Below are 14,883 nucleotides of genomic sequence, written 5' to 3'. Positions count from 1 at the left end.
TACCCTGAACGATCAATCGCAACCCCGGACGAAAGGATACCCCATGCGATCCACTCTCATAGTTGCGACGATGCTGGCAACCGTGTCGCCGGTGCTGGCAGATGACGATCCCTACGGGCAGCTCAACCCCGACGAGATGACGTGGCAGTCCTTTCGCGACCGCGCCGAACGGGGCGAGACGGGCATGGTGCTGTGCTCGATGGGCTATGCGATGACGAAGTCGGGCGATCACGATACGGCGCGGCTGCTGTTTCGCAACTGCGCGGATGCTGGATATACCGGCGCCATGAACTGGATGGGCCAGCTCGACAATAACGGGCTGGGCGGACCCTACGATCCCGACGCGGCCGCCGAATGGGACCGTCGCGCGGCGGAGGCGGGCGATCCGGTCGGGCAGTTCAATTATGGCATCGCGCTGATGCGTGGGCATGGCGTGGCGCGCGACGAGGCGGCGGGACGCGCGCTGGTCGATCGGGCCGCCGGCAACGGGCTCGACATCGCCGAACGACTGCGCGGCGCGGATTACGACCTCGACGCCGTGACCCCCGATGCGGATGACTGGCGCTACGCCCCGCTGTTCTGAGGCGGCCGCGCATTCGGCCTGTCCTCGACGATGCCGGCGGGGCTGCCGCCAAGGGTGACGATCCGGTCGGCCAGTGCCTCCGCCTCCTCGCGCGCATGTGTGACCAGAAGGGTCGCAACGCCGTGCGCGTCCCGCAGCCGCGCGAAGAGGTCCATCATCTCCGCCGCCAGCGTCTCGTCCAGCGAGACGAAGGGTTCGTCCATCAGCAGCAGTTTGGGCCGCACGGCGAAGGCGCGGGCCAGCGCCAGCCGCCGTCTTTGACCCAGGGAGAGGCGGCCGGGAAACTCCCCCTCGCGCCCCGCGAGGCCCACCTGCGTCAAAAGGTCTGCCGCCATGCGCGCATCGACACCGGTGGGGATGGTGATATTGGCGGCGACGTCGCGCCAGGACATCAGTGCCGGTTCCTGAAAGACCATCGCGACCGGACCGGCAACACGAAGGCGCCCGCGATGGCGCGTCTCCAACCCCGCGACGATCCGCAGAAGCGTGGACTTGCCGATCCCGGAGGGGCCGGTCAGCGCCACGGTCTCGCCCGGCGCGAGGTGGAGGCGGACGGGTCCGAGGATCTCCGCCTCCCCCAGACGCAGGGCGTCGAGGTCTAGATCGAGGACCGTGTCCGGCACTCAGCTTCCGGTCGGGGCGAACACGCCGTCAGGCAGGCTCGATGCCTCGCCCAGCAGTTCCGCACCGCCCAGTTCGTACATCAGATCGAGCATCCGGGCCGCGGCCGCCTCGTCCACCGGGCCGGGGGCGGGGATGCCCGCGCGAAAGCCCGCCACCAGCGCGTCGTATTCCGCATCGTCCGCCGCGTTCATGCGCGGGCGCAGCCGCTGCCATGCCGCATCGTCCGTGGCGAGCAGATCCTTTGCCGCGCGCGAGGCGGCCGCAAGGCCATTCACCAGATCGGGATCGTCGCGCAGCATGTCGCCCTCGACGACATAGCCCAGGAGTGGTGTATCGGGATCGAGGCCGAGATCGGTCGCCGCCTCCTCGACGGATAGCAGCGTGCGCATTCCCGCCGCCTCCATCTTCGCGCCGAAATGCCAGAAATTGATCGCGGCGGCGACCTCGCCCCCGCGCGCGGCACCGAAGATCAGCGGCGGCGCGCCGAAGACCTGCTCGGTCTCGGCCAACAAATCCATGTCGTGATTTCGGGCGGCATAGGCGCGCAGGATCAGCCAGCTCTTGTCGAGCGGTCCGCCCGCGATGCCGATCTTCTCCCCCGCCAGGTCGGGAAGGGTGGTAACGTCACTGTCGGCGGGCACCATGATGCCGCCCACGGCGCGCGAGTATGGGATGAAGACATAATCCGCCCCCGCCGCCCGCTGCCGCGCGACCCACAGCCAGTCGGATACGATCACGTCGGCCTCGCCCGCCTGGAACGCGACCTGGGCGGCCGCGCTGCCCGCGACGCCCTGCACTTCCAGATCGAAGCCATGCTCGGCATCGAGGCCGTAATGCTCGATCGTGTCGAGTTCCCAGTTCACAGTGCCGTATTGCAGCACCGCCGCGCGCAGGACCGGGCGATCCTGCGCATCGGCCTCCCGCGCGCCGACCGAGGTGGCGACCAGCAGCGCGACCGCGGCGCCCGCCCATCTGACGAATAGAGACATGTCACGTTCCTTTCGCGTGTGTTCTCCAAGTCTACGCACGAGGGCAGGTCGCCCAATAAGACCAAAGCCGCATGGGCAAGGGCGCCGAGGTCGTAAGACCAAGGTGGAATGGCAGGGCCACCGTTTCGATCGCAAACTGCGCCATCGACACGTCCGACCTGTTCAAAGGCCGGCGCAGATCAGGGAGGTACGACATGAAATGGTACGGGATCGCGGCGGGAGCCGCGCTGATGATGAGCACCACGCTCGCGCATGGCCAGGTGACCGAGGAGATGCTCGCCAACGATCAGGCCAGCACCGGGGACGTCCTGACCAACGGGATGGGCCGCGATCTTCAGCGGTATTCGCCGCTCGACATCCTCAACCGGGACAACGTGCAGAACCTCGTCCCCGCATGGGCCTTCTCGCTGGGCGGGGAGAAGCAGCGCGGTCAGGAGACGCAGCCGCTGGTCTATGACGGTGTGATGTACATCACGGGATCCTATTCCCGCCTCTACGCCATCGACCTGGAGACGGGCGCCGAGATCTGGCAATACGATGCCCGCCTGCCCGAGGGCATCCTGCCCTGCTGCGACGTCGTCAATCGCGGGGCCGCGATCTACGGCGACAACATCTATTTCGGCACGCTCGACGCGCGGCTGGTCGCGCTCGACCGGCGCACGGGCGACGTGGTGTGGAACAAGCGGATCGCCGATTACCGCGCGGGCTATTCCTATACCGCAGCGCCGCTGATCGTGGACGGGATGATCGTGACGGGTAATTCCGGCGGCGAGTTCGGCATCGTCGGCGAGGTGCAGGCCCGCGACGCGGAGACGGGCGACCTGATCTGGACCCGCCCCGTGATCGAGGGCCACATGGGCACGCTCAACGGCGAAGAGAGCACGATGACCGGCACGCTCAACGCCACCTGGCCGGGCGACATGTGGCAGACCGGCGGCGGCGCTACATGGCTTGGCGGCTCCTATGACGCGGATACCGACACGCTGGTCTTCGGCACGGGCAACCCCGCGCCCTGGAACAGCCACCTGCGCAACGCGGGCGAGCCGACGGAGGACAATTCCGGCGACAACCTCTACGCCGCATCGCGCCTCGGGATCGACCCGGCGACGGGCGAGATCAAGTGGCATTTCCAGACCACCCCGCGCGAGGGCTGGGACTATGACGGCGTGAACGAGGTCGTGTCCTTCGTCGATGCGGAAGGCAACATGCGCTACGCCACCGCCGACCGGAACGGCTTTTTCTACGTCCTCAACCGCGAGGACGGGGCCTTCGTGTCGGCCACGCCGTTCGTGAAGGACATCACCTGGGCCGAGGGTATCGACGAGAACGGGCGGCCGATCTTCAACGAGGAGAACCGTCCCGGCAATCCCGCCGAAAGCGCCGATGGAGAGCGGGGCGAGGTCGTCTTCTCCTCCCCGTCCTTCCTGGGCGGCAAGAACTGGATGCCGATGGCGCATTCGCCCTCGACCGGCCTGTTCTACGTGCCGTCGAACGAGTGGGGCATGGATATCTGGAACGAGCCGATCACCTATCGCGAGGGTGCCGCCTATCTCGGTTCGGGCTTCACGATCAAGCCGAACTACGAGGACCATATCGGCAGTCTCAAGGCCATCGACCCCAATACCGGCGAAATCGTGTGGGAGTTCCAGAACGAGGCTCCGCTCTGGGGCGGCGTGATGGCCACGGCCGGTGGACTGGTCTTCACCGGAACGCCCGAGGGCCGCTTCATCGCCTTCGACGACCAGACGGGTGAGGAGCTGTGGTCCTTCCAGACCGGCTCTGGCATCGTCGGTCAGCCGATCACCTGGGAAATGGACGGGGAGCAGTATGTCTCCGTCATCTCGGGCTGGGGCGGGGCGGTTCCGCTGTGGGGTGGCGAGGTCGCACAGACCGTCAACTACCTCAATCAGGGCGGGATGCTCTGGACCTTCCGTCTTCCCCAGCAGCTCGCGGAAAACTGAACGCGACGGTGCTGAAACCTGGCGCGCCCCCATCGCGGGGCGCGCCTTTTTCTGGTGCGGATCCGTCCAGGGGCGGTCACGACTTAGACCTTTGGCTTAGTGCGCCGCGCGGTCGTGCCGCGCTAGGTTAGGACCATGCACACGGACTCGCAGATGACCTCGACTGCCTCGACCTCGTCGCCGACGACACCTTCGGGCTGGGCCCTGGTCATCGACGACCACCCGCTGTTTTGCGACGCGCTGGAACTGACGCTGCGCACGTTCGAAAACTTCACCGGGGTGGCGACGGCAGCGAGCCTGGGGGCCGCGCTCGACCTTCTGGAAGACGAAACGCCGCCCGCGCTGATCCTGCTCGATCTCAACCTCCCCGACGTCAGTGGGCTGGACGGGCTGATCCGGTTGCGACGCGCGGCGGAGACCGTGCCGATCATCATCGTCTCCTCCATGACCGAGGACAAGATCGTCTCGGGCGCGATCACGGCGGGCGCGGCCGGTTTCGTGCCCAAGCATTCGCCGCGCTCGACCTTCCGCGAGGCGCTCGGCCTGATCGCGCGAGGCGAGATTTATACCCCGCCCGGCTACGTCGCCGAGGCGGTGCAGGAAGATGCCGTTCAGGACGTGGTCGAGCGACTGGCCAAGCTGACGCGCCAGCAGGCCCGCATCCTCAACCTGATCTGCCAGGGCAAGCTGAACAAGCAGATCGCCTTCGAGCTGTCGATCGCCGAGGCGACAGTCAAGGCGCATGTGACCGCGATCATGCGCAAGCTGGATGTGCACAGCCGCACGCAGGCGGCGCTGGCGGTCCAGCAGGCGCAGTTCTCAAATGTCTTGAATGCCGCGTCGGAGAGTCCCTAAGCTGGTCGCCAGGGAAACGGTTTCACGAGAAAAGACAAGGCGATGCCGTTGGGGAGGCGCAGGCTGACATGACGGACCTGCTCCAGACCGCGCAGGTCCGCTGGACGCATACCGATCCGGTGCGCGAGATCCGCGCCCAGATCGGCGACGTCCCCCTGGGCCTGCTGATGCTGTTCGTGACGCCGCTGGCCGATTTCGAGGCGGTCAGCGCCGCCGCGCATGCCACCTGGCCCGAGGCGGACGTCGTCAGCTGCACGACAGCGGGCGAGATAGGGGCCGACGGCTATGACGAGGGGTTGATCGTCGCGATCGGGTTCGAGCGGGGAGAGTTCGCCTCCACCTCGATCCTGATCGAGGACCTCGACCGGTTCGTGGCAGAGCCGGTGATGGACCGGATCGTGCAGGAACGCATCGCGCTGCAGGAGCTCAACCCGCGGATGGAAAGCGGTTGCGCATTCCTGGTGATCGACGGCCTGTCGCTGCGTGAGGACACCCTGACCGCGACGATCAGCCCGACGCTGCGCGACATGCCGCTCTGCGGTGCGTCGGCCGGGGACGGGATCGACTTTCGCGAAACGCAGGTTTCGCTGAACGGGCACGTGGCGCGCGGTGCCGCCGTGCTGACGATGGTCCGCTCCCGCCACGAATTGCGCGTGTTCAGCCACGATCACCTCCTGCCCACCGGAACCCGTATGGTCGTCACCGAGGCCGACCCGGAACGGCGGATCGTGAAGTCGATCAACGCCGAACCGGCCGCGCGCGAATATGCGCGCATCGTCGGGCGCGATCCCGAACAGCTCGACCGGTTCACCTTCGCGGCCCATCCCGTCGTCGTCCGTATCGGCGGACAGCACCATGTCCGCGCCATCCAGCAGGTCAACGATGCGGGGGAGCTGGTCTTCTTCTCCGCCATCGACGAGGGCATGGTGCTGACCGTCGCGCGGCCGCAGAACATGGTCGAGCACCTGTCGTTGCAGATGGAGGAGCTGAGCGTGGGCGGCGCGCCCGACCACATCATCGGCTGCGACTGCATCCTGCGCCGCATCGAGGCGGAGCAGAAGCAGCTCGGCCCCGAACTGTCGCGGATCATGGCGAAATACCGCGTTACCGGCTTCTCCACCTATGGCGAGCAGATCGGCCCGTTGCACGTCAATCACACGATGACGGGCGTAGCGGTCTATCGCCACGCGGACGATGCGCCATGACGATCGTCAATCCATTCGACAGCCTTGAGCGGCAGAACGAAAAGCTCCTGCGCATCGCGCAGTCGCTGATGCGCCGGGTGGAGCAGAAGAGCGAGGATACCGGGCTCGCCTATCAGCAGTTCGAGCGGGCGGCACTGCTCGAAACCCAGGTCCGCGGCCGCACGCGGGAGCTGGAGAGGGCGCTCGACCTGTTGCAGGAATCGAATGCCCGGCTGGAGGATGCGAACCGCGAGATCGAGGCGGCCCGCGCCAACCTGGCCGAGGCGATCGAGACGATCAACGAGGGGTTCGCGCTGTTCGACCCCGAGGAACGGCTGGTGCTGTTCAACAGCCGCTTCTGCCGCGACATGGCCGATATCTCCGACGAGCTGGAAAGCGGGATGCAGTTCGCCGACTACATCGCGCTGATCTCGCGCAGCCGGTATCTGTCGCTGCCCGATCATCAAAGCCCGGAGGACTGGGTATCGGCGCGGCTGGCGTTGCACTCGGACGACTATGTCGTGTTCAACGTCCCGCTCAAGACGAACCGCTGGATCCAGGTCAGCGAGCATCGCACCGCGCGGGGCGGGACGGTCATCCTTCAGACGGATGTGACGCAGATCATGCGGCTGGAACGGCTGGAGCGTGACAAGCTGCGCGACCAGCAGACGCGGACGCTTCAGGCCACGCTGGACCATCTCAACCAGGGTGTATGCATCTTCGACGCCGATCTGCGGCTGATCGGCTGGAACAAGAACATGGACGGGCTGCTGGCGCTGCCGCCCGCGCGCGCCATGCACGGGTTGCCGTTCTCCGAACTGCTCGACCTGCTGCAGAACGAGCTGACGTTCCATGACGGGTTCGATCAGCGCAAGCTGCTGCGCTGGAGCCGAACGCGGCGGCGGCCCGCGATCAGTTTCGAGCTGACGCGCAACGAGGTGCAGACCTTCCGCGTCTTCGCGCAGCAGATGCCCGATCGCGGCTTCGTCATCAGCTTCACCGACGTCACCGCGGAACATGCCGCCGCCGCCGCGCTGTCTGAGATGAACCAGCGGCTCGAACAGGGCGTGCGCGACCGGACCGCCGAGCTGAAGGTCGCGCTGTCCGAGGCGGAGCGTGCGAACGCCTCCAAGTCCCGCTTCGTCGCCGCCGCCAGTCACGACCTGATGCAGCCGCTCTCGGCGGCCAAGCTGTTCATGGCGTCGCTGTCGGACCACATGCCCGATGCCGCCTCGCTGGCGACGCTGCGCCGGGCGGAAAGCGCGCTCGACGGTGTCGAGAAGATCATCGAGGCGCTGCTGGACATCTCTCGCCTCGATGCGGGCAAGGCGGTGTTCAGCGTGCAGCCGGTTGCGCTATCCGCCGTGCTGGGGCCGCTGCGCGATCAGATCACCCCGCTGGCCGAGGCCAAGGGCCTGTCGCTGAGCATCCCGGACGCCGACCCCTTCGTGCTGAGCGATCCGTCCTATCTGCGGCGCATCCTGCAGAACCTCATCTCGAACGCGGTCAAGTACACCGCGACCGGCCGGGTCGATGTCGGCGTCGAGGTCGCGAACGATCTGGTGACGGTCTCGGTCGCCGATACCGGGCCGGGCATCGCGATGGAGGACCGCGACCTGATCTTCCGAGAGTTCGCGCGCAAGGATCAGGACGCGGAAACGCCGGGTCTGGGTCTGGGGCTGGCCATCGTCGAGCGGGCCTGCAAGGGGTTGCAGCACAGCCTGGCTCTGAGGTCGGAGGTCGGGCAGGGCAGCCGGTTCGAGATCGGCCTGCAGCGCGCCCGGATCACCCACGAACCGCAGCGGGACAAGACGGCGCGCCGGTCGGAGCAACTGGACGGAATCATCATCCTGCTTGTCGAGAACGACGAGGCGCTGGCCGCGGCGATGTCCCAGCTTCTGGAGGAGAACGGGGCCGAGGTCCTCATGGCGCATGACGGCGAGACCGCGGTGGCGTTGCTGCGCGAGATCGACATCGCTCCGGATTTCGTGCTGCTGGACTACCAGCTGGGGTCCGGTCAGACCGGACTTGAGCTGCGCGAAACGCTGGCCGCGCAGTTCGGCCCTGCACCGGCGATCATCGTGTCCGCGAACAGGTCCGAGGATCTGCGCACGATCTGCACCGCGGCGGGGGTCGCGCTGATGTCCAAGCCCGTGGACAGAGAGATGCTGATCGCGGCCATCCGACGGGAATTGTCGCTGTTCGGACCTCGCAGCGGTCAGGAGCGCGCGGACTAGGATGCGAGCCGAACGTCTCGCGCTCGGTCCCGGCGGGGCTCATCCCATGCGTGATACGCCGATGCCTCCGTGCCGCGTGGTCCGGTCGGCCCCGGCAGACAGGCAACCCCTCGCCCGATCCGGTAGCACGGCGCGCTCAGTCGGCCTGCTCCGCCCGCCATTGCTCGGCCCCCTCGCGCACCGCTTCATAGGTGGCGCGGCCGATCGCCTCTCCGATTGCGGTGTGCAGCCCTGCGTAATCGGTCGCACCGGGCGGCGCGGCCAGCGCGATGCAGTCGGTGCCCGTCCCGGTGGCGAGGCCGCCCGCCAGCGGGATCGCCGCATCGACGATGGCGGCGGTACGGGCCTGCACCGCGATGGACAGCGCTTCGATCAGCCCCGTCTCGCCGAGCCCCGTATCGAGCGTTACCGCGATGTTGATCGTACCGAACGGTCCACGCGGGGCGGTCTGGCGCAGGCCCACCCGCTCCGCATTCGACAGGCCCACCGTGGCGACCGCGCGTGCGGTGATGCCCTCGATACGCGCGGCGCGGTCGTGCACCCGGTCGATCCGGCGCGAGGTCAGGAAGGCGACGCTCTCCGCCTCCCCCCGCGCAACCAGCTCCTCCTCCAGCCAGCGATGCACGTCCAGGCCCTCGGGCAGGTCGGCATTGCGCACCTCGCGCCACAGGATCCGCCGCGCGGTGACGAAACCGGGCCGGTTGATCGCCCAGCTCAGCACCCGCATCTCCCGCCCCAGATCGAGCGTCAGCCACGGCCGGGCGAGCGTCAGGCCCGCCCCGCTCACGCGATCACGTCGAGCGGCTGGAAGACCGGGCCGTCCTCGGTCTGCCGGTAATGGGCGCGGATCTGGAACACCTCTGCCAGCCGATCGAGGGTCAGCACCGCCTCGGGCGGGCCGTCGGCGACCACGCGGCCCCGGTCGAGCAGGACCAGCCGCGTGCAATGCCGCGCGGCGAGGCCCAGATCGTGCAGCGACACCACCACGCTGCGTCCAGCGCGCGCAAGGTCGGCGAAGGTCTGCATCGTGGCGATCTGGTGGCGCGGGTCGAGGCCGGCCACCGGCTCGTCGGCGATGACGAGCGGCGTGTCCTGCGCCAGCGCGCGCGCGATCAGCACGCGGGCCTGCTCGCCGCCCGAAAGGTTGGTCGCCGTGCGCGCGCGAAACGCATCGAGGTCCATCCGCGCCAGCGCGGCGTCGATCTTCGCGCGATCCTCCGCCGTCGGACGCCGCCCCGCCGCCATGTGCGGGATGCGGCCGAGAGTCACCAGCGTCTCGACGCTGACGGGCCACGCGATCTCCCGCGCCTGGGGCATCCAGGCGGCGCGCCGCGCCCGCTCGGCATGCGGCAGGGCGGAGAGGGAGCTTTCCCCCTCATGCGCGATCAACCCGAGGGCGGCGCGCATCAGTGTGGACTTGCCCGCACCGTTCGGCCCGATCAGCCCCACGCACTCCCCGGCGCCGACCTCCAGCGAGACGTCGCGCAGCACGGGGCGCCCGCGCAAGTCGACGGACAGGTTTTCGAGGCGCAGCAGGTTCATGCCAGACGCCTCCGCGTCTTGTAGATCAGGTGCAGGAACAGCGGCGCGCCGACCAGCGCCGTCACCACGCCCAGCTTCAGGTCGCGATCGGGCAGGATGAGCCGCACCGCGATATCGGCCGCCAGCACCATGATTGCACCCCCCAGCGCCGAGGACCACAACAGCCTAGAAGGCCGCGCCCCCACCAGCGGGCGCAGGATATGCGGCACCACCAGCCCGACGAAGCCGATGGCCCCGGCGACCGCCGTCCCGGCCCCCACCACCGCCGCCGTGCCCACGACCAGCACCAGCCGCATCCGCGACAGCCGGATGCCCATCGCGCCCGCCGCGTCCTCGCCCAGCGTCAACGCGTCGAGCCCGCGGCCCAGCGTGGCGAGCATCGCCCAGCCCACGGCCATGAAGGGCAGTGCGATCCACACATGGGTCATCGAGCGGTCGGCCAGCGACCCCATCATCCAGAACACGATCTCGTTCGCGGCGAAGGGGTTGGGTGACAGGTTCAGCACCAGCGAGGTCAGCGCCGCCACCATCGCGGAGATGGCGATCCCAGCGAGGATCAGCGTCAGCGACGAGCCGCGGGGCCCCGCCAGCGCCATGACGAGCATCACACCCACCGCCGCCCCGCCGAGCGCCATCGCGGGCAGCGCCAGCGCCACCGCCGCGGCGAGGCCGGTCTGGATCGCAATCACCGCCCCCAGCGCCGCCGAGCCCGACACGCCGATCAGCCCCGGCTCGGCCAGCGGGTTGCGCAGATAGCCCTGCATCGCCGCCCCCGACAGGCCGAGGCTCGCCCCCACCATCACGGCGAGGATCGCGCGCGGCAGCCGGATCTCCCGCATCACCAGTGTCAGCGGGCCGCCATCGCCCGCGACCAGCGCGCGCAGGCTCTCCCCCGGCCCGATCCCGGCGGGGCCGAGCGTCAGGGCGGCCAGAAACAGCGCGATCAGCAAGACGGTCAGGAGAACGGCAAGGCGGCTCATCTCACTCCTCCCCCATCACGGTACGCGTCCCGGCCAGATCGGCGATGGCGCGCAGTACGTAGGGCGTGCCGCAGACCCAGTCGCGATCGGCGATCGTGGCGCGGGCGCGATGTTCCCTCAGCGTTTCGACGACCGGGTGATCGAGGATCTCCTCCGAACGCGAGGCCGCCGGGTAGCGGCGCCCGGTGATCAGCGCATCCGGTTCCAGCATCGCCAGGACCTCCAGCGGCAAGATCCCGCCCGAGGCGAAGCCCGCCTCGACCGCCGCGTTCTCGAACCCCGCGGCGATCAGGATCTGCCCGGCCAGCGTCCGGTCGCCCGAGGTGTAGCCGTTCGCGTAATAGAGCGCCGCGCGCGGACGCGCCGCCAGCTCCACCCGCAGCGCGGCGAGGCGGGCGTCGTAATCGGCCGCCAGCGCCAGCGCCGTCTCCTCTCGCCCCAGCACATCGCCCATCTGCGCGAGCCTGTCGCGCACCTCGTCGAGCCCGTAGGCCGGGTCGAATACCGCGACAGGAATGTCGAGGCGGCGCAGCATGTCCACCGTCGCACGGCTGGAGAACGTGCCCGCGATCACCAGATCGGGCCGCATCAGGTAGATCTCCTCGGCCAGCCCGTGATTGGTGGGATAGGCCGCCGCCGCCTCCGCCATGGCCGAGCCGCGCGGATCGGCGGCGAGGTGGGAGACCGACAGAAGCTGCCCCGGTGCCGCGACCAGCATGGCCAGCTGGTCGGTGCACAGGTTCATCGACACCACGCGGCGCGGTGCCTCGGCCAACGCGGCGCTGCCCGCGAAGAGCAGCGCCGCGCCGAGCGCTATGACCTCAGAACGCCGCACGGGCACCGATATAGGCCGCGCGGCCCGGCTGGTTGTAACCGCCCGCCGTCTCGTAATCCTCGTCGAACAGGTTCTCGACCCGAACATAGAGCTCAACATCCGGCGTCACGCCATAGGACGCGCCGACACCCACCAGCGTGTAGTCGCCCACCAGATTGCCTGCCGGGGCGAAGGGCGACGCCTCGATATCCGCGACGTGCCGCACGTCGACATGGCCCGACAGCGCCTGCGTGAACTCGGCGTCGAGACCGACGACCAGGTCGTGGCGCGGCGTCCGGGTCAGGCGGCCACCCTCCGTCTCCGCATCCGTGTAGGTATAGGCACCGTAGAGCGCCACGCGCTCGGTCAGCACCGCCTCCCCCGACAGCTCGACGCCCCGCGAGGTGGTGGTGCCGGGCACCTGGTTGTAGCAGCCGAAACCCGACCCGCAGGCGGTGGCCGCGCCGTCGAAGTCGATCAGATCCTCGATCTCGGTGTAGAACGCGGTCGCCTTGACGAAGCCCGCAGCCCCGAATTGCCGCTCCACCCCGATCTCGGCGCTGCGGCTGGTCTCGGGCTGCAGGGCCGGGTCGCCATAGGCGCTGAACCGCTCGAACAGCGACGGCGCGCGGTAGCCCGTGCCGAGCGACGCGCGCAGGGTCCAGTCGTCCACCGGACGCCAGGCAGCGGCCAGACGGCTGGTCGCCTCGCCGCCGAAATCTGAATTGTCGTCGTAGCGGACGGCGGCGGAGAGGTCGATCCGGTCGGTCAGCGCGTGCAGCGCCTCGGCGAAGACCGACGCATTCTCCTCCGACCCGGTGGTGCTGTCGGTTTCCGTTTCCTCCTCGGTGTAATCGAGGCCGACATTCAGCGTCGACGCGGGGTCGAGCGCGACGCTCCCCAGATAGGCGATCGTCCGCCGCTGCCCCTCGAAGTTCTGCACGAAGCCGGTCGGGAATCTGCGGTCGATCTCGTAGGCGGACAGGCTCAGCTCATGCGAGACGATCCCGGTGTCGAGCTGCGCATAGACCCGCCCACCGATCTGGTCGGAGAAGCTCTCCCCCGTCGAGACGGTGCGGCTGTCGTCCAGCTCCAGCTCGCTGTCGCTGTAGAGAAGTGCGCCCCCGACGGTCAGAACACCGCTCAGGTCATGCGCGACCGTGAAGGACAGCGAGGATTGCTCGAACCCGTCCTTTTCGTTGTCCGAACTGCGGGCGGAGATGCCCTCGCTCTTCACCTGGCCATAGGTCAGCGCGACCTCGCTGCGATCGGTCAGGTAACCCAGGCTCAGCGAGCCCGAGTAGGTCTCGAAGCTGCCCGCCTCGCCCCGGACCTCGCCCGAAAAGCCCAGCCGCTCTGGGCGGAAGCTGGTGATGTCGACCACCCCGCCGATCGCCTCGGAGCCGTAGAGCGCGGATTGCGAGCCCTTCAGCACCTCGATCCGGTCGACGCCCGCGCCGAGGAAATTGCCGAAGTTGAAATCGATCTGCGTGCCCGACGGGTCGGACACGTCGATCCCGTCGATGCGCGTGGCCACGTAGCGCGCGGGCAGGCCGCGCAGCTGGAGCGATCCCAGCGTGCCCAGCCCGCCATTCGAGGTCGCGTTGACGCCCGGCAGCCGGACCAGCGTGTCGAGGACGCGGCCGTCGCGCTCCTCCACCACGTCGCCGTCGACGATCTCGACCGAGGCGCCCGTGCGCCCCTCGGCGACGGGGCTGAGGCTGCCCGACAGCACCAGCGTGCCCAGATCGACGGGCGCGTCCTGGGCCTGGGCTGCGGTTGCGAGAATGGCGGCGGTGGTCGCCAGCAGAAGCGTTCGGGTCATGTCCTGTCCCTTCGAAGCCCGGTCGGTCGGACCGGGGGTCGTGATGCCGATGTCTTCGAAGGAAAGTCCCCCCGCAGACGATGAATGGGTGTCATCGCTACGGATTGCCCGTCGCCCGTGGCACGCCCCGTGCCCGGACAGGATGATCGCTTCGGCAGGTCTCCTGGCTCGCGGGTCGATGCTCGGCCGGGCCTTCCCATCACGCGGGCTGCGCGTGTCAGTGGCAATTCCGGCTTCGCTCACCGCTTACAGTTGCGGGGGCAGCCGCGGAGTTGGCCGGATGGCCGCACCGCGTTCCCTTTTCATCCGATACGCACGGGGGCGCAGCGGAACCGAAGTGACTTTTCCTGACCCCCCATGCCACCCGTGTCAAGGAGTCGTGCGGGGTCCGTGCGAAAACCTGCACCATCTCACCGCGTGGGGTCGGAGGCGCGACGCCTCAGCCGCCCTCGATCCGAATGGTGAAGCGAGTCTGCGCCCCGGCGGGCGGCGGCGGGAAGGGGGCCGCGCGCGCGATCAGCCGCTGCGCCTCACGGTCGAGTTCGGCCGAGCCGGAGCTCTGCGCGATCCCGACCGAGGCCAGCGCCCCCGACGGCCCGATCGCAAAGGTGACAACGGCAGGCGCACGCGCCGGGCGGCGCAGGCGGGGGCGGGGCACGCGCTGCACGCGCGCCATCACCTCGCCGGGATAGTTGCTGGCGGCGGCATTGCCCGCCTGGGCGGCGTTGCCCGCCTGCCCGCTGCCCTGCGACGGCGTCGCGGCTTCCCCTCCATCGGTTCCAGTGCGCGCATCCCGATCGGCATTGCCGACAGTCTGCTGTGGAGCTGCATGCGGCGCGGGTGCAGGTTCGGGACGCGGATCGGCCCGCTGCACCGGCTCGGGCTCCGGTCGGGGCTGTCGTTCCGGTTCCGGCGCGACCGGGCGCGGTTCGGCCCGCTCGGGCCGTGCCATCGGGCGCGCGCTGGTCAGGGGCGCAGTGTCGGGCACAGGCTCCGCCTCGGCGGCGATGGTTGTCTCGGGCGCATCCGGCTCCACCGGGATCGTTTCGGTCGGGCCGGTCACAGTCGGCACGGTCTCGACCGGAGCGGCCTCGGCGGAAACCGGCGCCATCGGCTCGGGCAGGTCCGCCTCTGTCGTCTCTACCGAGCCGCCTGATTCGGCCTGCACCGCGACGCTCGGCGCAGTCCCCCCTCCCTGGGCACGCGCGACCTCCGCCGCCGGGGCCCGAACCGGCTCTGCCACCGATGGCCCTTCGCCGCGGGGCACGGTCACGCGGCCCGGCTCGGGC

13 protein-coding genes and 1 riboswitch are annotated in these 14,883 nt (G+C 69.0%); of the genes, 5 read left to right on the top strand and 8 right to left on the bottom strand.

Annotated elements, in window-relative coordinates:
- The first annotated feature begins 43 nt into the window (after positions 1-43).
- Positions 44-583: a sel1 repeat family protein gene (locus RX333_RS02025; protein WP_316013246.1), complete on the top strand. Its 540-nt coding sequence runs from the start codon at positions 44-46 to the stop codon at positions 581-583.
- Here the strand turns inward: RX333_RS02025 and RX333_RS02020 are convergent.
- Both RX333_RS02020 and RX333_RS02015 read right to left on the bottom strand, forming a co-directional pair.
- Positions 565-1,206 carry an ABC transporter ATP-binding protein gene (locus tag RX333_RS02020; protein ID WP_316013245.1) on the bottom strand — a complete coding sequence of 214 codons (642 nt, stop codon included), beginning with the start codon at positions 1,204-1,206 and terminating at the stop codon, positions 565-567. The genes RX333_RS02025 and RX333_RS02020 overlap by 19 nt on opposite strands.
- The gene (locus RX333_RS02015; RefSeq protein WP_316013244.1) at positions 1,207-2,196 is read right to left on the bottom strand and encodes an ABC transporter substrate-binding protein; all 990 of its coding nucleotides are present in this window, start codon (positions 2,194-2,196) and stop codon (positions 1,207-1,209) included.
- 194 nt (positions 2,197-2,390) lie between these two features.
- Between RX333_RS02015 and RX333_RS02010 the strand changes: the two genes are divergently transcribed.
- The 4 genes from RX333_RS02010 (at position 2,391) to RX333_RS01995 (ending at position 8,433) form a co-directional block, all read left to right on the top strand.
- Positions 2,391-4,157 (top strand): PQQ-dependent methanol/ethanol family dehydrogenase, encoded by a 1,767-nt coding sequence (locus RX333_RS02010; RefSeq protein WP_316013243.1) that lies wholly within the window; start codon positions 2,391-2,393, stop codon positions 4,155-4,157.
- A gap of 153 nt (positions 4,158-4,310) precedes the next feature.
- Positions 4,311-5,012 (top strand): response regulator transcription factor, encoded by a 702-nt coding sequence (locus RX333_RS02005; RefSeq protein ID WP_316013242.1) that lies wholly within the window; start codon positions 4,311-4,313, stop codon positions 5,010-5,012.
- 68 nt (positions 5,013-5,080) lie between these two features.
- Positions 5,081-6,217: an FIST N-terminal domain-containing protein gene (locus RX333_RS02000; RefSeq protein WP_316013241.1), complete on the top strand. Its 1,137-nt coding sequence runs from the start codon at positions 5,081-5,083 to the stop codon at positions 6,215-6,217.
- Entirely contained in the window at positions 6,214-8,433 is a 2,220-nt protein-coding gene (locus RX333_RS01995; protein WP_316013240.1) for a PAS-domain containing protein, read from the top strand. Before RX333_RS02000 ends, RX333_RS01995 begins: the two co-directional genes overlap by 4 nt.
- Before the next feature lie 136 nt (positions 8,434-8,569).
- On the opposite strand, the gene RX333_RS01990 is transcribed toward RX333_RS01995, so the two are convergent.
- The 6 genes from RX333_RS01990 to RX333_RS01965 all read right to left on the bottom strand — a co-directional run.
- Entirely contained in the window at positions 8,570-9,160 is a 591-nt protein-coding gene (locus RX333_RS01990) for an adenosylcobinamide amidohydrolase (RefSeq protein ID WP_410056039.1), read from the bottom strand.
- Between the two features lie 56 nt (positions 9,161-9,216).
- Positions 9,217-9,975, bottom strand: coding sequence for an ABC transporter ATP-binding protein (locus RX333_RS01985; RefSeq protein WP_316013238.1), 759 nt, complete (start codon positions 9,973-9,975; stop codon positions 9,217-9,219).
- Positions 9,972-10,955, bottom strand: coding sequence for an iron ABC transporter permease (locus RX333_RS01980; RefSeq protein ID WP_316013237.1), 984 nt, complete (start codon positions 10,953-10,955; stop codon positions 9,972-9,974). Before RX333_RS01980 ends, RX333_RS01985 begins: the two co-directional genes overlap by 4 nt.
- 1 nt (position 10,956) lies before the next feature.
- Positions 10,957-11,790, bottom strand: a complete 834-nt coding sequence (locus RX333_RS01975) for an ABC transporter substrate-binding protein (protein WP_316013236.1) — start codon at positions 11,788-11,790, stop codon at positions 10,957-10,959.
- Entirely contained in the window at positions 11,777-13,594 is a 1,818-nt protein-coding gene (locus RX333_RS01970) for a TonB-dependent receptor plug domain-containing protein (protein ID WP_316013235.1), read from the bottom strand. The genes RX333_RS01975 and RX333_RS01970 overlap by 14 nt, the downstream gene beginning before the upstream one ends.
- 135 nt (positions 13,595-13,729) lie before the next feature.
- Positions 13,730-13,946: riboswitch (cobalamin riboswitch) on the bottom strand.
- 87 nt (positions 13,947-14,033) lie between these two features.
- Positions 14,034-14,883 (bottom strand): TonB family protein (locus tag RX333_RS01965; protein ID WP_316013234.1); only part of this gene is annotated, 850 nt, incomplete at its 5' end.

This window comes from Roseobacter sp. HKCCA0434 (genome assembly GCF_032464675.1).
GTDB lineage: Bacteria > Pseudomonadota > Alphaproteobacteria > Rhodobacterales > Rhodobacteraceae > Pontivivens.
The sequence above is the reverse complement of the archived record's forward strand: the minus strand, read 5'-3'. Positions and strand labels throughout refer to the sequence as shown.

Excerpts from the sequence above, each read along its gene's own strand:
- RX333_RS02025 (WP_316013246.1), top strand. The coding sequence starts at position 44 with ATGCGATCCACTCTCATAGTTGCGACGATGCTGGCAACCGTGTCGCCG.
- RX333_RS02015 (WP_316013244.1), bottom strand. The coding sequence starts at position 2,196 with ATGTCTCTATTCGTCAGATGGGCGGGCGCCGCGGTCGCGCTGCTGGTC.
- RX333_RS02010 (WP_316013243.1), top strand. The coding sequence starts at position 2,391 with ATGAAATGGTACGGGATCGCGGCGGGAGCCGCGCTGATGATGAGCACC.
- RX333_RS02005 (WP_316013242.1), top strand. The coding sequence starts at position 4,311 with ATGACCTCGACTGCCTCGACCTCGTCGCCGACGACACCTTCGGGCTGG.
- RX333_RS02000 (WP_316013241.1), top strand. The coding sequence starts at position 5,081 with ATGACGGACCTGCTCCAGACCGCGCAGGTCCGCTGGACGCATACCGAT.
- RX333_RS01995 (WP_316013240.1), top strand. The coding sequence starts at position 6,214 with ATGACGATCGTCAATCCATTCGACAGCCTTGAGCGGCAGAACGAAAAG.
- RX333_RS01990 (WP_410056039.1), bottom strand. The coding sequence starts at position 9,160 with ATGCGGGTGCTGAGCTGGGCGATCAACCGGCCCGGTTTCGTCACCGCG.
- RX333_RS01985 (WP_316013238.1), bottom strand. The coding sequence starts at position 9,975 with ATGAACCTGCTGCGCCTCGAAAACCTGTCCGTCGACTTGCGCGGGCGC.
- RX333_RS01980 (WP_316013237.1), bottom strand. The coding sequence starts at position 10,955 with ATGAGCCGCCTTGCCGTTCTCCTGACCGTCTTGCTGATCGCGCTGTTT.
- RX333_RS01970 (WP_316013235.1), bottom strand. The coding sequence starts at position 13,594 with ATGACCCGAACGCTTCTGCTGGCGACCACCGCCGCCATTCTCGCAACC.